Origin of the sequence: Acinetobacter chengduensis, from assembly GCF_003664645.1 — a bacterium.
Classification (GTDB): domain Bacteria; phylum Pseudomonadota; class Gammaproteobacteria; order Pseudomonadales; family Moraxellaceae; genus Acinetobacter; species Acinetobacter chengduensis.
In genome coordinates, this window is record NZ_RCHC01000015.1 from 54,335 (window position 1) to 71,322 (window position 16,988).

Consider the following 16,988-nt stretch of genomic DNA (forward strand, 5'->3'; position numbering starts at 1 on the left):
CGTATGTTTACAGGCATTATTGAGAGTTTAGGTCAGGTCGAAAGCATCCAAAATGTTGGAGGCGATGTGCGTGTACGCATTCAAACTGATTTAGATATGTCGGATGTGCATTTAGGTGATTCAATTGCAACCAATGGCATCTGTTTGACAGTGATTGATTGGGGTTCCAATTGGTATGCAGCAGATGTATCACGTGAAAGTTTAAATCGTACGACCTTGGGTACATGGCAAGTGGGCCAGCCTGTAAACGTCGAAAAGGCGATGCTTCCAACGACGCGTTTTGGTGGACATATTGTGTCTGGTCATGTGGATGTAGTCGGTGAGATTACACTGCTACGCTCAGATGCACGCTCTTTGTATTTTGAAGTGACTGCACCTGCGGAAGTAGCAAAATATTTAGCCGAAAAAGGTTCGATTACAGTGGATGGCATTAGCCTGACCATCAATCATCTTAATGGTAATGTCTTAAGTTTGAATTTAATTCCGCATACTGCTGAGCGTACTAATATTGGCACGTGGAAAGCAGGTACGCGTGTGAATTTAGAAGTCGATGTACTCGCACGTTATATAGAACGTTTATTGTTAGGTGATAAAGCGGCTGAAACGAAGGCCGAGTCGAAAATCAGTTTAGATTTTCTGGCTGAAAATGGTTTCCTAAAATAAAAGAAATAATGTGGTAAAAATGAACAGTTTGATTGAAAGATTGGACTGTTTTTTTTATTTTAGGTCATAATGCGCTCGTGATGAACGTGATTGCATAAATTGGATTGGGTTGATGATTGATTTTTTACTGAATTTAGAACAATGGTTACCCATGCTGTTAGAACAATACGGTTTGTGGATTTATGCCATTTTGTTTTTGGTGATTTTTGCAGAAACGGGTTCAGTATTTATGTTCTTTTTGCCTGGAGATAGTTTGCTTCTGGCGGTAGGGGCATTGTGTTCGACCACGGAAGTGGTGCATTTGCATTATATGATTCTTCTGCTATTTACTGCATCGGTTTTGGGATATAGCGTCAACTACTACACGGGCAGTGTATTGGGATTGAAATATTTCAATCAGCATAACCGTTACTTTAAGCCCGAATATTTAGCAAAAACGAATCGTTATTTTATAAAGCATGGTGGCAAAACGATTTTAGTCGCGCGCTTTGTTCCTTTTGTACGTTCCTTTGCACCTTTTGCGGCAGGCTCGGCTCACATGAACTTTGCAATGTTTAGCTTTTATAATGTGGTGGGTGGTTTAATCTGGATTGGGTTATTGTTGGGGATTGGTTATGGTTTGGGGCATACCGTATCCGCAGTTGCTGAGTTAATTCCTTAATTCAGCGATATATGACCCCAAAAAGTTTAAAGCCTGCAAAGGTTGCAGGCTTTTTTTCTGTACTTAGTGCTTGATGAGCTGAAGCGTAGCCGTGGCATTTGAGGCCAAATGTTCCGTGTTTAGAATTGAAAAAAATCCTTTTTCAGCTTCACGGGTTAAAAAAATGCGGATGGAATGAAAGTCGGAATGGCTCAACCACAGTGAGCGTGCCGAAATTTCCCATGTTTCCCCAGTCGGTAATGCCGATATTTTTTGAGTAATGTCACTTAAGATGTCCATATTAGACTCCTGATGAAAGGATGAGGCCATGCTTATGGCTGGCCTATGAACATCTTGTTGCAATTATATGTCAGTTTGATGACAGCTTATCCATTCCAAAGAATTTTTTAAGTTTATTTTAAGATTCAAATTTATCATTTGAAAAATTTGAATTTTTTAAAATATACTCAATTTCTTCTTGGGCTGCAGCTTTCAGTTCCGCACGAAAAGCATTTACTGATTTTTCAATTAAGCTATCTGCTTCAAGTTCTAAACGCACCCGAACGCTTTCTAGTTCCGACAACATTGCATGGTCGGGTACAGACAGCTTTTGTGTAAAATTGAACGCAATGCCTTCAGGGTTTTTATGATAGCGCGCAGTATAAGTTTGAATTTCACGGTCAATATTTTGGCGAATCAGCGCAAGCGTTTGGCTCTGTTCGACATATTGGCGAATTTCATCTTGTTTTAGCCGTTCTACATAAGCCAATTGTTCAGCACGCTTTTTTTCCAGCTTTTTTTCTAGGGCCAGCTGCTTACGTAAACGGGCTTCTTCAATCAATTCGGCTTTGCGTTTGGCATAAGCTTCTTCAATAATTTCAAAAGACATTTGCTGTTGCTTTTGATCTATGATCAGCCATTCTTGAATCTGACTTTCTGGCTTCAGCACATCGCAAATACGGCTGAGGTCATCAATAAAGGTCTGACGTACAGCATCAGGCACGTTTAACCAGCGCTGTTTAAAATCTGGACCAACATTTAATGCCACTACAGCATCTCCTTATTTAATTAATTATAAGTCGCGTTAAAGCTTATAGGTTTGTGGAGCTATGCCTAAACGACGGTATTGCTTAAACTTTTCACGGCCAATCGTTTTGGCGTCTTCATTATTTTCTATAATTTCAATAATGTGACTAAAATGAGAGCATTGTTCAAGCGCTTGATTGTTAAAATTAAATACAATCCAGTCATCTTGTTCTGGCAAATGCTCTGAAATGCACACAGGTGCATCGATCTGGTCTATACCGTGAGGGATGAAGCTGGCTTCGTCAAAGGTCCACAAGCGTTCATCCAACTGTTGTCTGAATCCTAAGTCATTGCAGTAAAACCAAATACGTGCAGATTGACGAAGGATTTTACGACTTAAACGGCAAGCACTTTCGACTTGCCGTTCAGGACTTTTTTCAAACAAATAAAAGCTAATTTTAGCCATTCGTTGCAACGCGATTTGCAAGGAATTGAACCAATAATGGTACAGGGCGACCTGTTGCACCTTTATTTGCACCTGAGTTCCATGCACTGCCAGCAATGTCTAGATGTGCCCAGCGGTATTCACGCGTAAAACGTTGCAAGAAACATGCTGCCGTCACTGCACCTGCTTTTGGACCACCAATGTTGGCAATATCAGCAAAAGGTGAGTCGAGTTGTTCTTGATAGTCTTCAATGACTGGCATACGCCATACACGGTCAAATGATGTTTGACCTGCAGCCACTAAGTCAGCAGCCAATTCATCATCTGAACTGAACATACCTGTAAGTACTGAACCAAGTGCAACTACACATGCACCAGTCAATGTTGCAATATCAATCACAAGGGCAGGGTTAAAACGTTTAACGTAAGTGAGGGTATCGCACAGTACCAAGCGACCTTCGGCATCGGTATTTAAAATTTCAACTGTTTGGCCACTCATTGTAGTCACAATGTCGCCTGGACGTGTGGCATGGCCAGAAGGCATGTTTTCAGCAGCTGCAATTGCACCTACTACATGCAGTGGAAGTTTTGCTTCACAGAGTGCACGAAGCGTACCCAATACAGATGCAGCACCACACATATCGTATTTCATTTCATCCATGCCAGCGCCTGGTTTAAGTGAAATACCGCCTGTATCAAAAGTAATACCTTTACCTACTAATACGACAGGCGCTTCAGTGCGCTGTGCTTGATATTCAAGGGTAATAATACGACCTGGACGATCTGAACCTTTACTGACTGCAAGGAATGCACCCATGCCCAGATCAGCAATTTGTTGTTCATCTAATACTGTTACTTTGAGTAAGTCTGGAAATTCAGCAGCAAGCGCCAGAGCTTGATCGGCTAAATATTCTGGGAAACAGATATTGCCAGGGCGGTTACCAAGGTCACGTGCTAAGCTTTGACCCGATTGGATCGCGTGTACCAGCTGTAGTTGATTGTCTGTTAGTGAGCTTGATGCTGTGATGAGATTTACTTGTTCAAGTGCAAATTCATTCTTTTTTGATTTGTATTCATCAAATGCATAGCTTGCTTGCGTAAGACTCAAAGCGAACAAATAATGTAGCTCTGCTGGCAATGCCGAAATATCTACACTGATCTGTTTGAATTTTTTTTGTGAAGTTTTGATAATCGTTTGCGCTAATTTAGCCAATTTCGCAGGATTAAGTTCGGTCGCTTTTGCAATACCCACTAAGCTACATAAGCGACTTTCAGCCACAACACCATTAAGAGCTAAAGTTTCATTGAAGCTTGCTTTAAATTGCGCAGCTTCTATAATGTTTTCTAAGTCATTGATTTTGTATGAAGTTGAAGCATTTTGAAGTTGCTCAGAATCTACTAATATCAACAAAAATTGGCTAGACGCATTCTCTTGGAATGACGTATTAATAGTAAGTTTCATATGCGGAATTCATGCCTTTTAAAATTTGCAAACCATTAAACCATTGAAACATTTTCATGAATAGAGTTTCAATGTGCAACATGGGTATAGGTTTTATATTTTCAACATTCGGGTAAAATAGCGCTAGTCTTTATTACCCAATTTTCTGGAAGAATTAATTTGATTATTCGGCGTTATTTGGTCAAGCAAGTTGTGTCGACGTCCTTGGTAGTGATTGCTTTACTGACCTTAATTATGATGGGCGGCCGGCTAATCAAGTATTTTGGCGTAGCAGCGCAGGGGCGTTTGGATGCAGGCATTCTCTTTAGCATTATTGGCTATCGCTTACCTGAGTTTCTCACTTTAATTCTTCCATTGGGCCTTTTTATTGCACTGATGTTGGTGTTTGGCCGGATGTATGTCGACCATGAAATGGCGGTCATGAACAGTAGTGGGGTAAGTCGTAATCAATTGGCGCGTATTTTGGTGCCAATGACTGCGGTTTTCTTGGCGATACAAATGTTCTTAATGATGTGGGCTTCACCTTGGGGATTGCGTCAGTTTGAAGCATTGACAACCACGCAAGCGGTACGCGCAGGGTTTGACTTGGTGCGTCCTAAGGAGTTTATTCCTTCGGGGCCCTATACTATCTACGCGGGGGACTTGTCTGAAGACCGTAAAAACTTAAAAGATATTTTCTTTTATCAGCGTTCAGGCAAACTTGATAAACCTGATGTCATTATTTTGGCCAAAGAAGCTACTCGTGTAGAAGTCGAAGATAACGATGGTGCCAATGTGGTGGATTTGGTTGAAGGGCGTCGTTATGAAATTTACCCTGGACGACCGCGCTACTCGCAAGTTGAATTTCAAACCTATCGTTTACGCTTAGAAAATAACAAAGAAGCGCAATTTGAAAGTACTGAAGTCGAAGCACTGCCTATGTCGCAATTGTGGAATAGCCGTGATGATGCTGTGGTCGCTAGTGAACTAGGTTGGCGTATATTCGTACCATTTTCAATTGTTGTAGCACTGTTGTTAGCCACTGCTTTATCTGAGGTGAGCCCGCGCCAAGGTCGATACTTAAAACTATTTCCAGCCTTACTCATTTTTGCCAGCTTAATTGTGGCACTCATGGCGATTAAAACGCGAGTGTCGAAAGGTGAGATGGGCATCTTTGCTTATCCATTGGTGCTGTTGGTATATGCCGTGGCTGCTGCACTGTTTTCACGTAAGCAAAAATTGGCACCCAAAATTAAGAAACAGATTCAGCGAGTGAGGTCGTAAAATGTTAGCACGCCGTATTGTTGCCAAACATGTGACTAAAACGACTGCACTTGCCATGTTGGGTGCAACCGCCGTTTTGTCGAGTTTGCAGGTCTTGTTTACCTATTTAGGTGAGCTAGGTTCACTCCAACCGAATTATGGAGCATGGGATGCTTTTATCTATGTGCTGTGGGGTGCACCATATTATTTAAATGAAATCCTTCCTATTTCAGCTTTAATTGGTGCAGTGCTGGGTTTAGGGACATTAGCATCCAATAGTGAACTGATTGTGATGCGCTCTGTCGGTGTGAGCTTGTGGCGTATTGTGGGATGGGTGATTCGTTCTGCTTTAATTTTAGTGGTGCTCTCATTTGCCTTAAGCGAATGGATTATTCCCTATACCAATGAGCAAGCCAAAGGTGTAAAAAGCCACCGTTCTATTGCAGAACTGGGCGAGGTAAAAGGTTATTGGACTCGCGAAGGGCAACGCTTTATTTATGTCGATTATGCGAATTCCAAAGGTGAACTGAAAAATATTCAAGTCATTGATTTTGATGATTCTTATCATTTACGTGGCACGATTGAGGCAGAGCAAGGCCAGTTTGTATCGAATGGCACGTGGAAGCTTAACAATGTTCAACAAATGGATATATTAAAAGATGGTGATGCCAGCTTAGCCAAAAATGTTGAACAGCCTTTATCTTTGGCTTTACAGCCGAAATATGTGCACATGGTGACCCTTGATCCCGAAGATCTTTCACCTAGCCAGCTAATCAGCTTTATGAGCTATATGCATGAATACAGCCAAGTCCCTAAAACCTATCAGCTGGCATTTTGGCAAAAAGTGGGTTCGCCATTTGCCTTAATTGCTTTGGTGGTGATTGCCTGTTCATTTATTTTTGGGCCACTGCGTCAGCAATCTATGGGCTTTCGTTTGGTGATTGCTTTATTTACGGGCCTTGGATTCTTCTATTTGCAGGACTTCTTGGGTTATGCCAGCTTAGTGTATTCACCATCTCCAGCATGGTTCGTATTTGTTCCTATTGTATTGATCTTTATCGGTGGTGGTTATTTGCTCCACCGTGCACGTTAGATCAAGAAAAATCGGGTAAATCTATGTTCATGAACAGCATTAACCATGCCTTGAACATAGAGTCTTGACCGAAAATTCGGTAAGATAGCATGATTAATTTATAGACGAAAAAGAGTGTTCAGTTATGACGGATGCAAGTGCTCGCAAAATCCCTCACGTTTTAGTCATTATGGATGGTGTGGGTCATCGTGAAGCGATTGAGGATAATGCTTTTTTAGCTGCTCAACGTCCAAACTTAACCGCGATGGAAGCAAAGCATCCGCATGGTTTAATCTCTGGTTCTGGTGAAGATGTAGGTTTACCAGATGGCCAAATGGGTAACTCTGAAGTAGGTCACATGAACTTAGGTGCTGGCCGTGTGCTGTACCAAGATTTTACCCGCATTACCAAAGACATTCGTACTGGTGCTTTCTTTGAAAATGAAGTGCTGGTAGATGCTGTAGAACAAGCCAAAGCAAGCAATGGCGCTGTACACTTAATGGGCTTATTGTCTGAAGGTGGCGTACACTCGCATGAAGACCACATTGTAGCGATGGCTGAGCTTGCGTTGAAACGTGGCGCGAAAGTGTATTTACATGCATTTTTAGATGGTCGTGATACACCACCGATTAGCGCACAACCTTCTTTAGAAAAATTAGATGCATTATTTGCTCAATATCCAGGTCAAGGTCGCATTGCAACTTTAATTGGCCGTTATTTTGCGATGGATCGTGATAACCGTTGGGATCGCGTTGAACAGGCTTATCGTTTGTTGACTGAAGGCGTGGCAGAGCGTACGGCTACAACTGCTGTAGAAGGCTTGGAACTTGCATACGCTGCTGGCGAAAAAGACGAATTTGTGAAAGCAACGCGTATTGGTGATGTTACAGCTGTTCAAGATGGCGATAGCGTCGTTTTCATGAATTTCCGTGCGGATCGTGCGCGTGAAATTACCAAAGCCTTTGTAGAAAAAGACTTTGCGGGTTTTGAGCGTAAAGTTGTTCCAGCATTGTCTAAATATGTCATGTTGACACGTTACCAAGCGACCATTGATGCACCTGTTGCATACATGCCAGAAGCATTGGTGAATTCATTAGGTGAATATCTATCGAATTTAGGTAAAACACAGCTTCGTATTGCGGAAACTGAGAAATATGCGCATGTGACTTTCTTCTTCAGTGGTGGCCGTGAAGATGAATATCCTGGTGAGAAACGCATTTTAATTCCATCTCCAAGCGTTGCAACTTACGACTTAAAGCCTGAAATGAGCGCGTATGAAGTGACAGATGAGCTTGTTGCTGCCATTAATTCAGGTGAATATGACTTGTTGGTGGTGAACTATGCCAATGGCGACATGGTTGGTCATACAGGTGTATTTGACGCAGCAGTAAAAGCAGTTGAAGCAGTAGATACTTGCTTAGGCCGTGTTTATGAGGCTGTGATGGCTAATCAAGGTCACATGATTGTGACTGCCGATCACGGTAATGTCGAGCAAATGCAAGATTATCAAAGCGGTCAGGTACATACACAGCATACGACTGAATTAGTGCCGTTTATCTATGCAGGCCCGACATCAGCAACAATTGTAGAAGGTGGTGTTTTGGCCGATGTTGCGCCTACATTACTTCACTTGATGAAGCTTCCTGTTCCTGCTGAAATGCAAGGTCGTAATCTAATTCATTTAGATGCATAAACATTGATGAAAGGGTAGCTGTATGGTGCAAGCACGTTGGATTTCTGGGGTAATTATTGGCTCACTTCTAATGTGCTTTAGTCACACAACATGGGCTGTAGACAAAAAGTCTGCGGCCCTTGATTTTGATGGTGACTATGAACAGAGTAATATGGAAGTTCCAGTGGAATCCATACAACAATTCGTTCAAATTTATGGCATCGTCAAAGAAAATTATTTAAAAGAAAAAGCAGACGATGATCTGTTTCAGCAAGCCATACAAGGCTTGGTCAGTGGTTTAGATCGCTATTCACGTTATCTTTCACCTGAAGATTATAAACAGCTATTACAATATACCGAAGGTGACTTAGCTGCTGTTGATTTTGACTTGCACTATGACACGGTCGCACAACATTGGGTCATTCATAATTTAAAAAAAGATGCCGACTCTGCTAAGCAGGGCTTAAGCAATGGTATGGTTGTGTACAAAATGGATGATCAAGAGCTGAAAAAGCTCAGTCATGCACAAGTGAAACAACTCTTAGATGGTGCGATTGGTTCAACATTAAGCCTGCAACTCACTACACACAGTAAGCCAATTTATATTGTCCGTAATACTAAGATTGAGACGGATATAGAATCCCGTTTGCTCAATAATCAAGTCTTGGTTTTAAATGTAAAAGTCTTTCAGCAAGATACAGCCAATGAAATCAAACGTATTATTGAAAGCCATAGTGGCTCAAAAATTAAAGCGATCTTGTTTGACTTAAGAAATAATCCTGGAGGGTTGTTGTCTGCAGCCGTGGAATCGGCAGATTTATTTCTGAATCAAGGTGTGATTGTGTCGACGCGAAGTCGCTCTGAAGGCGATCAGCAATTTCAGGCCTTACCAAGCTTTGAATTTCAAAATATGAAAGTGGGTATTTTAATTAATGGTCGCTCAGCATCAGCTGCCGAAGTATTTACTGCTGCCTTAAAAGAGCATGGTCGAGCATGGGTGGTGGGTGAGAAAAGTTATGGTAAAGGTGTGGTTCAAAAGCTGTTTCCACTTTCCAATGGTGCTGCTTTACAAATGACAGTATCGCAGTATTACACGCCCAATGGCCGTATGATTGAAGGCATTGGGGTGCAACCTGATTTTAGCTACCCACAACATGAAATGAGCGAGCAGCAATATCTTGAGCATGTGACAGAGCAATTGCTAAATAAAAAATAAAGCTTATTCTTCGTCCGTATCTAGTCCAAATTTCTTTAAACGATAGCGCAAAGAGCGAAAAGACATACCGAGTTTTTTGGCTGCTAAGGTTCGATTCCAGTGTGTCATGTTGAGCGCATTCAGTAGAATTTCTTTTTCAATATTTTCTAGATAAGGCTCAAGCCCTTCTTCAGGCAATTTCTTTAAAGGCATATTGGTGACAGAAGCTGTTGTGATTGCCTGAGATATATCTGTGTGATCCAGCACAGGCGCACTACGGCGTAGTGGAGCACTTTGCAAATGCGGTAAATCTATGCTTTCGGTATCGCTGAGGGTGATTGCGCGTTCAATAATATTGCGTAACTCGCGTACGTTGCCCGGATAATATTGATTGAGCAGGAAGTCTTGTGCGCGTTCTGTCAGGGCTTTGGCTTTAATATCCCATTCTGAGCAAATTTTTTGAATAAAATGTTGAGCCAATAACAAGATGTCATTGCCACGCTCGCGAAGCGGTGGCAATTCTAAGTCCATTACATGGATACGGAAAAATAAATCCTGACGGAAGCGACCTTGTTGCACCAGCCCATCTAAATCTTGGTGGCTGGCACTGATAATGCGAAAATCTACATCAATTTCGTGGTCTGCACCGACGGGACGAATCCGCTTCTCTTGTACCGCACGTAGGAGCTTAACCTGCATGCTGAGTGGTAATTCAGCAATTTCATCGAGGAATAAACTTCCGCCATGTGCTGATTGAATCAGACCTTGTTTGTCTTGTGTTGCACCTGTGAAACTGCCTTTTTTATGGCCAAAAAGCTCGCTTTCCATTAAGTCGCTCGGAATTGCACCGCAGTTAATGGCAATAAAGGGACCTTCATTTCGATTGCTGAGGCGATGCACCAAATTTGCAACCACTTCTTTACCCGTACCAGATTCACCAGTAATAAATACAGGTGCTTGTGAGCGAGCAATTTTTTTCAAAGTCACGCGAAGCTGTTGAATTGGTAAAGATTGACCAATCAGCATTTTGTATTCGAGAGTATCTTCTTGTGGTGTTGTAGAGGGAATGGGTTTATTTAATGCTTTTTGCAGTAGTTGTTCTAAGTGCTTTGGATTAATGGGTTTACTGACAAAATCAAATGCACCTGCTTTGAGGGCTGCAATGGCAATTTCCATATTGCCATAAGCCGTTAAAACAGCAACAGGTAGGCTTGGGCAGTGTTCATTCATCCATTGTAACAGTTGTAAGCCATTGCCATCAGGAAGATTAAGGTCAGTTAAACAGGCATCGTATTGGTGCTCGGTTAAGCATTGGCGTGCTTCACTCAGTCGGTGTGCAATGTGTGTACGAATTCCCATCCGTGATAAAGACATCTGCATGAGTGTACATAAGTCTTCTTCATCATCGACCAACAGTACCAATGGTTGCTGTTCTGCCATATTTTCCCCCAAATAAAATCGATTAAACGGTCACGGCTAAGCAAGAAACTCTAAAACAGGCCCCTTGTTCTTTTTGTTCTACGTAGGTGAGCTGTGCTTGGTTTGCTTCGCAAAAACTGTGCGCTAGGTACAATCCTAAACCAGTTCCTGTGATTTCGGTACTGAAAAATGGTTGAAATAATGCAGATCGATCATGTTCTGCAACACCAAGGCCGAAATCACGTACATCAATATGTATATATTTTTGATATGGATAAATATTTAATTCTATATACGGTGTGCTGGGATCATTGTGGCGGATTGCATTGCGCACCAAATTAATCAGCACTTGACGCAGTTGACCTTCATCAAAGTGAATCGCTACAGGCTCTCGCATATTGAGTTGAATTTTATCTTGAATATCCGAAAGGTCATCTTGAATGAGCTGAGGCATAAAGTGCTTTAATGGAATCAGTATGGGGCGTGTTTCTTTATTTTTCACCATATTGAGTGTGTCTTGCACAATACGGTCAATACGAACTGATTGTTTAGCAATCATGCCATGTAATAGTTTTTGTTGTGATGGATCACTATCTAAAAATAGATCATTGGCTTGAACGATGGCTGCTAAGGGATTACGGATTTCATGTGCAATACTGGCAGAAAGCTGGCCCAGTGCTGCTAATTTCAACTGTTGAACATGCTGATTGATTTTTTGTGCATCCTGCAATACCAGTAAGGTTAAGGTCTGATGGGGCACATTCAGTTTTTGTACCCGAACATGAATATGAAAGCGACTTTGTTGTGATTGAAATTGGAAGGTGTCGCCATCGGGTAATTCTTCAAATTTCATTAACTCAAATAAGTCGGGTTGGGTTTTATACAGTGGATGTGTTTCATAGCGATACATCGGTGCAATGCCCAATAAATGGCAAGCCTCGGGATTACTCAACACCACATGGCAGTTTTGGTCTAGCACCAAATAGCCTGTTTGAATTTGCTCTAAAATATAACGGTTAATGTTTTGCAGTTGATTTAGTTCGAGGGACTGGGAAAAGTTCAAATTTTCCATTATTTGGAAGCGACGAATCGCAATTTGTCCACTGCCGTAAACTACAAAAAACAAAAAGGCCAATAGGGCGCTATTACCAATATTATTAAGTGAAGTGAGCTCAAAAATAGAGCCGATAAATACTTGGTATATCACACTAATCACGGCAATGAGCGTAATTAACAGTGCTTTTTGTGCATTGAGTAAAAGCGATGCGGCAAAAATACAAATCACAAACAGTAAGCTGATATGTAAATTCGGCCCATCAAGTGCCAAAGTTAATAAACTAAGCGCCGTGACATCGACAGCAAATAGACTCACCAGCTGCTTTGGGATATAAGCGCGCACGCCACGCATTAAAAAAAACTGTAGGCTACTGATGAGCGCATAGGCACTAATGACGTATAAATAAAGGCGTGGGTACTGATATTCAAGATTGAGTTGCCGATAGGTCAGCATGAAAATCAGCAATAGGCCCGTACTGATAATGAAGCGATATGCGCTATACCACAGCCCGAGATGATATTGATTTAATTCCGCATGATAAGAAGGCTGAGGCATAAAGGATGCACTGGTATTTAAGGTTTAATAAGGCCGTAGCGAATGGCTAGGTGGGTTAATTTGACATCACTGTCTAAATTAAGTTTTTCAAAAATACGGTAACGGTAAGTATTGACGGTTTTTACACTGACAAAGAGCTTATCTGCAATTTCTTGTGCACTAATACAATTCACGACCATCATTGCGACTTGCATTTCGCGTTCTGAAAGCGCGTCAAAAGGGGATTGTTGGGTGTCGGATAAATACGAACTTGCTAACTGCTCTGCAATGTCGGCACTAAAGTATTTACCACCCTGCATTACTTTGTTAATGGCACGTACCATTTCTGTAACAGGCGCACCTTTGGTGATATAGCCTTTGGCACCCGCTTTAAGTAAAAGTGAAGGATAAGGCTCCTCAGCAAGACCACTGACAGCTAACACTTTAGTATCAGGAGCAGTCTGTAAAAGACGGCGTGTGGTTTCTACACCACCAATTCCAGGCATATTCACATCTAAAAGAACAACATTAGGATGATGCTGACGCACCAAAGAAATTGCTTCTTCACCAGATTCGGCTTGCCCAATCACTTGTACATCGACATGATCTTCTAACATTCGACATATACCTGTACGAACTAATTCATGATCGTCCACCACCAAAACTGTGATCACTGACACTCTCCCTCTGTTTTATAAATGTCTTTTTTGTTACATAAAGCAAAATAAGCTTGCAATGAAACGACAAAATTAGCAATCCTATTCTTATCTACGATGAAAATATTTGATACACAATGTCGTGGGTAAAAAATGTTCTGCTATGTGCCTAAATGTAAGGCATATTTATGGTAATAGGCAAATTTTTAGCTAAATTACTAAGATAGAGTTGAGTAAGTAAAAGTGAAGAATTTAAATAAATCATTAGCACACGTGTTGGGCTTTTCATTTTTATTCGGCATAAGCACCGTAAGCTTTGCTGAGATTGTGATGAATCCAAACACGAGCCAATCGAATTTGAGCTGGTCATCTGATGATGTCAGCCAACTTTTAAATGAAGATGTTTCATCTGCTACAGATGAACCATCACCACAGGGTTCGACCAAAATCACCACCAGCGTGCGAAGTTCGAATGGTGTAACCACACAAAATGCACCGTCACAAACGGTACGTATTGTGGATACCAATAGTTATGCCAATCAGCCAAGTGTCAATGCGCGTGCAGCGATTGTGATGGATGGTCAGACGGGCGAAGTGCTTTATAGCAAAAATAGTAATGTTGCACGTCCAATTGCATCTATCACGAAGCTCATGACAGCTGTGGTCATTTCTGATGCCCGCTTAAACATGTCAGAAAATATTACCTTACAACAAGGTGACTTTTCATGTTCTGGCTGTAAGAGCTCAAGCTCGACTTTACGCGCAGGTGATAGCATGAATCGTGCGGAAGCGTTGTTACTGGCGCTGATGAAGTCTGAGAACCCTGCAGCATCGGCTTTAGCACGTACCTATCCAGGTGGTCGCAGTGCATTTTATAGTGCTATGAATGCCAAGGCGCGCTCACTGGGTATGAACAGCACACATTATGTTGAATCTACAGGCTTACACCCTGGAAATGTCGCTTCAGCGCGCGATTTGGCTATTTTGGTGAATACTGCATCGCAATATGGCTTAATTCGTCAGTTTTCAACGACACCAAGTTATGACTTTAACTTGGGCTATCGTGTCTTGAAGTCGAATAACACCAATGCCTTGGTACGTAACGGTGGTTGGAATATCAATATTTCAAAAACAGGTTATATCAATGAAGCAGGGCGCTGTGTGGTGATGCACACAACATTAAATAATCGTCCAGCTGTTGTCGTGTTGTTGGGTGCAGATACCTCGCAATCACGTACAGATGATGCAACACGCTTAATGAGTTGGGTCACTCAGTTACCCAAACGAATTTAAGGCTTAAATTCTTACTCAACTTGAGCTTTTTGTTTTTAGGCTAAATTTAGCCCATAAAAAACCCTGCTAGTGCAGGGTTTTCTTTATTCAATCAAATGCGGAATTACATATTTGACAGAATTGAATCACGAACTTGATCCATAGTAGCGTCAATTGACAACATTACAGCATCAGAACATTGCTTAATTGCTGTATCTGGGTCTTTCAAGCCATTACCTGTTACGGTACATACAATTACAGAACCTTCAGGAATTTTACCTGCTTTAAGGTCACGGATTGCACCACCGATTGATGCCGCAGATGCAGGCTCTACAAATACGCCTTCATACATAGAAAGCATACGCTGTGCATCTAAAATTTCAGCATCAGTCAGTTCATCAAACCAACCTTGAGAGTCGCGTACTACTGCTTTGGCATGGTTCCAGCTTTGTGGGTTACCAATACGGATTGCAGTTGCAATTGTTTCTGGGTTGGCTACAGGTGCGCCACGTAGGAATGGTGCAGCACCAGATGCTTGATAGCCGACCATCACAGGTAAACCTTCTGGTTTTGGACCTGTGAATGCATCAGTTGCAGCATCGTAAACCACTTGTTCAAACTCACCTACAGGTTGGTTTGCAACAGCTTCTGTATAACCCATCCAGTGTGCAGTGATGTTACCCGCATTACCTACAGGTAAGCAGTGGTAGTCTGGTGCACGACCTAGTTCATCAACGATTTCGTATGCAATCGTTTTTTGACCTTGCAAACGGTATGGGTTGATTGAGTTTACGATGGTTACAGGTGCTTGATCTGCAACTTCTTTCACTAGGCGCATGCCATCGTCAAAGTTACCGCGGATTTGCATCGTGATTGCACCATACATCATTGCTTGCGCCATTTTACCCATGGCAATTTTGCCTTCAGGGATTAAAACGAATGCTTTGATGCCAGCGCGAGCAGCGTAAGCGGCTGCAGCTGCAGAGGTATTACCTGTAGATGCACAGATAATCGCTTTTGAGCCTGCTTCTACTGCTTTTGTTACCGCCATGGTCATACCACGGTCTTTAAATGAACCAGTCGGGTTTAAGCCTTCGTACTTCACATAAATTTCAACATTTTTGCCAATTAAACGCGGAATGTTCGCAAGTTTAATCAGTGGGGTATTACCTTCACCTAAAGAGATAGCTTTAGTAGTGGCAGACACTGGTAAACGGTCGCGATAGCGGTCAACTAAACCAGTATAACGATTGGCATTCGACATGATGATGTTCCAATTGTGTATAGAGCTTGGTAAGGGGAGAATTTCCCCTTAACCCGATTAATTATCAAGCGATTCTAAACGAATTCGTACAATTTCGCCATGAATGACAGGCAATGCTTGAATTTGTTGAAGGGCTTCATCCATTTTAGATTCTTTCACTGGATCGGTCAGAATCACGATAGGAATAAGGTCTTTTAAGCGCGATTGTTGCATGATGGCATCAATGCTAATGCCTGCGCGACTTAAAATAGTAGTAACTTCAGCTAAAACGCCAGTTTGGTCTTCAGCATTAATACGGATGTAGTAACCCGTCGTCATTTCTTCGCGCGATAAAATAGGCAAATCGCTTAAGCTTTCAAAAGCTAATTGCGGAATTGTACCTGAACCATCTTCGGTATAAGAAATGTCACGTACAATATCGACCACATCGGCAACCACAGCAGATGCTGTTGGGCCTGCGCCTGCGCCTGCGCCGTAATACAGCGTAGGACCTACCGCATTGGCTTGTACCAATACCGCATTTTTAACGCCGTTAACATTGGCAATCAGTTGTTCTTCTGGAATAAGTGTTGGATGTACACGTAATTCGATTCCGTTTTCGGCACGGCGTGCAATACCCAAGTGTTTAATGCGGAAACCTAAATCTTCAGCATATTTCACATCTTGCGCAGTCACTTTGCTAATGCCTTCAGTGAAGACTTTGTCAAATTGTAATGGAATACCAAATGCGATAGAGGCAAGCAAGGTGAGCTTATGTGCGGCATCAATACCTTCAACGTCAAAGGTTGGATCTGCTTCTGCATAACCCAATTCTTGTGCTTCTTTGAGTACATCGGCAAAGGCACGGCCTTTTTCACGCATTTCAGTCAAAATGAAGTTGCCTGTGCCATTGATAATGCCAGCTAACCAATCAATTTTATTGGCTGCCAAGCCTTCACGCATGACTTTAATAATTGGAATACCACCAGCAACAGCCGCTTCATAAGCGATTTGTACGTGATGATCATCAGCCAGTTTAAACAGCTCATTACCATGCTCAGCGAGTAGTGCTTTGTTCGCTGTGACGATCTGTTTGCCGTGTAAAATCGCTTCTTTAATTACTTCATAAGCAGGATGAATGCCACCCATGACTTCAATCACAACATCGACATCGGGTTGACGAACAATCTCTAACAGATCTGCGCTTTGTTGAACCGATGCGGGTAAATCAAGGTCAGGACGCGGGCGACGAGTTCCCACATGGGTAATTTCAATTTCACGACCGGTGCGACGTTTAATCTCAGCAGCATTTTCTTTTAGTAGTTTAAGGGCACCACCACCCACAGTACCAAGACCGAGGATTGCCAGACGAACTGGTTTCACGTCACAC

The 16,988-nt window shown here is 42.1% G+C and carries 16 protein-coding genes; 7 read left to right on the plus strand and 9 right to left on the minus strand.

All coding sequences use genetic code 11. The features are described 5' to 3' along the window. Positions 1-3 precede the first annotated feature (3 nt). Positions 4-663: a riboflavin synthase gene (locus D9K81_RS13090; protein ID WP_120373730.1), complete on the plus strand. Its 660-nt coding sequence runs from the start codon at positions 4-6 to the stop codon at positions 661-663. A gap of 112 nt (positions 664-775) precedes the next feature. Continuing rightward, positions 776-1,324: a VTT domain-containing protein gene (locus D9K81_RS13095; protein ID WP_120373729.1), complete on the plus strand. Its 549-nt coding sequence runs from the start codon at positions 776-778 to the stop codon at positions 1,322-1,324. 63 nt (positions 1,325-1,387) lie between these two features. Here D9K81_RS13095 and D9K81_RS13100 read toward each other — a convergent pair whose 3' ends face one another. The 4 genes from D9K81_RS13100 to D9K81_RS13115 form a co-directional block, all read right to left on the minus strand. Beyond that, complete coding sequence (locus tag D9K81_RS13100; RefSeq protein ID WP_120373728.1) at positions 1,388-1,603, minus strand: hypothetical protein; 216 nt, start codon at positions 1,601-1,603, stop codon at positions 1,388-1,390. Between the two features lie 118 nt (positions 1,604-1,721). Beyond that, complete coding sequence (gene blhA / locus D9K81_RS13105; RefSeq protein ID WP_120373727.1) at positions 1,722-2,351, minus strand: cell division protein BlhA; 630 nt, start codon at positions 2,349-2,351, stop codon at positions 1,722-1,724. A 36-nt stretch (positions 2,352-2,387) separates the two neighbouring features. Beyond that, positions 2,388-2,795, minus strand: coding sequence for a DNA polymerase III subunit chi (locus tag D9K81_RS13110; protein ID WP_120373726.1), 408 nt, complete (start codon positions 2,793-2,795; stop codon positions 2,388-2,390). Further along, positions 2,788-4,236, minus strand: a complete 1,449-nt coding sequence (locus tag D9K81_RS13115; protein ID WP_120373725.1) for a leucyl aminopeptidase — start codon at positions 4,234-4,236, stop codon at positions 2,788-2,790. Before D9K81_RS13115 ends, D9K81_RS13110 begins: the two co-directional genes overlap by 8 nt. 159 nt (positions 4,237-4,395) lie before the next feature. Between D9K81_RS13115 and lptF the strand changes: the two genes are divergently transcribed. The 4 genes from lptF (at position 4,396) to D9K81_RS13135 (ending at position 9,438) form a co-directional block, all read left to right on the plus strand. After that, entirely contained in the window at positions 4,396-5,499 is a 1,104-nt protein-coding gene (lptF, locus tag D9K81_RS13120) for an LPS export ABC transporter permease LptF (protein WP_120373724.1), read from the plus strand. A gap of 1 nt (position 5,500) precedes the next feature. Beyond that, a complete protein-coding gene (gene lptG, locus D9K81_RS13125) occupies positions 5,501-6,571 on the plus strand; it encodes an LPS export ABC transporter permease LptG (protein ID WP_120373723.1) in 1,071 nt (356 codons plus the stop codon). A 124-nt stretch (positions 6,572-6,695) separates the two neighbouring features. Continuing rightward, on the plus strand, positions 6,696-8,243 hold the full coding sequence (gene gpmI / locus D9K81_RS13130; RefSeq protein WP_121523438.1) for a 2,3-bisphosphoglycerate-independent phosphoglycerate mutase: 1,548 nt from the start codon (positions 6,696-6,698) through the stop codon (positions 8,241-8,243). A gap of 22 nt (positions 8,244-8,265) precedes the next feature. Then, a complete protein-coding gene (locus D9K81_RS13135) occupies positions 8,266-9,438 on the plus strand; it encodes a S41 family peptidase (protein WP_120373721.1) in 1,173 nt (390 codons plus the stop codon). A gap of 3 nt (positions 9,439-9,441) precedes the next feature. On the opposite strand, the gene D9K81_RS13140 is transcribed toward D9K81_RS13135, so the two are convergent. From D9K81_RS13140 to gacA, 3 genes are read right to left on the minus strand one after another with little or no spacing between them, the layout of a single operon-like run. Further along, positions 9,442-10,857: a sigma-54-dependent transcriptional regulator gene (locus D9K81_RS13140; RefSeq protein ID WP_120373720.1), complete on the minus strand. Its 1,416-nt coding sequence runs from the start codon at positions 10,855-10,857 to the stop codon at positions 9,442-9,444. Positions 10,858-10,879: 22 nt separating this feature from the next. Further along, positions 10,880-12,448, minus strand: a complete 1,569-nt coding sequence (locus D9K81_RS13145; RefSeq protein WP_120373719.1) for a sensor histidine kinase — start codon at positions 12,446-12,448, stop codon at positions 10,880-10,882. 17 nt (positions 12,449-12,465) lie between these two features. Further along, on the minus strand, positions 12,466-13,101 hold the full coding sequence (gene gacA / locus D9K81_RS13150) for a response regulator transcription factor GacA (protein WP_106984092.1): 636 nt from the start codon (positions 13,099-13,101) through the stop codon (positions 12,466-12,468). Between the two features lie 225 nt (positions 13,102-13,326). On the opposite strand from gacA, the gene D9K81_RS13155 reads away from it, so the two are divergent. Beyond that, a complete protein-coding gene (locus tag D9K81_RS13155) occupies positions 13,327-14,376 on the plus strand; it encodes a serine hydrolase family protein (RefSeq protein WP_147395910.1) in 1,050 nt (349 codons plus the stop codon). A gap of 103 nt (positions 14,377-14,479) precedes the next feature. Here D9K81_RS13155 and thrC read toward each other — a convergent pair whose 3' ends face one another. Together thrC and D9K81_RS13165 are read right to left on the minus strand one after the other, a co-directional pair. Next, on the minus strand, positions 14,480-15,619 hold the full coding sequence (gene thrC, locus D9K81_RS13160; protein ID WP_120373718.1) for a threonine synthase: 1,140 nt from the start codon (positions 15,617-15,619) through the stop codon (positions 14,480-14,482). Positions 15,620-15,676: 57 nt separating this feature from the next. Beyond that, positions 15,677-16,981, minus strand: coding sequence for a homoserine dehydrogenase (locus D9K81_RS13165; protein ID WP_120373770.1), 1,305 nt, complete (start codon positions 16,979-16,981; stop codon positions 15,677-15,679). Positions 16,982-16,988: the final 7 nt, after the last annotated feature.

Excerpts from the sequence above, each read along its gene's own strand:
- D9K81_RS13090 (WP_120373730.1), top strand. The coding sequence starts at position 4 with ATGTTTACAGGCATTATTGAGAGTTTAGGTCAGGTCGAAAGCATCCAA.
- D9K81_RS13095 (WP_120373729.1), top strand. The coding sequence starts at position 776 with ATGATTGATTTTTTACTGAATTTAGAACAATGGTTACCCATGCTGTTA.
- D9K81_RS13100 (WP_120373728.1), bottom strand. The coding sequence starts at position 1,603 with ATGGACATCTTAAGTGACATTACTCAAAAAATATCGGCATTACCGACT.
- D9K81_RS13110 (WP_120373726.1), bottom strand. The coding sequence starts at position 2,795 with ATGGCTAAAATTAGCTTTTATTTGTTTGAAAAAAGTCCTGAACGGCAA.
- D9K81_RS13115 (WP_120373725.1), bottom strand. The coding sequence starts at position 4,236 with ATGAAACTTACTATTAATACGTCATTCCAAGAGAATGCGTCTAGCCAA.
- lptG (WP_120373723.1), top strand. The coding sequence starts at position 5,501 with ATGTTAGCACGCCGTATTGTTGCCAAACATGTGACTAAAACGACTGCA.
- gpmI (WP_121523438.1), top strand. The coding sequence starts at position 6,696 with ATGACGGATGCAAGTGCTCGCAAAATCCCTCACGTTTTAGTCATTATG.
- D9K81_RS13135 (WP_120373721.1), top strand. The coding sequence starts at position 8,266 with ATGGTGCAAGCACGTTGGATTTCTGGGGTAATTATTGGCTCACTTCTA.
- D9K81_RS13140 (WP_120373720.1), bottom strand. The coding sequence starts at position 10,857 with ATGGCAGAACAGCAACCATTGGTACTGTTGGTCGATGATGAAGAAGAC.
- D9K81_RS13145 (WP_120373719.1), bottom strand. The coding sequence starts at position 12,448 with ATGCCTCAGCCTTCTTATCATGCGGAATTAAATCAATATCATCTCGGG.
- thrC (WP_120373718.1), bottom strand. The coding sequence starts at position 15,619 with ATGTCGAATGCCAATCGTTATACTGGTTTAGTTGACCGCTATCGCGAC.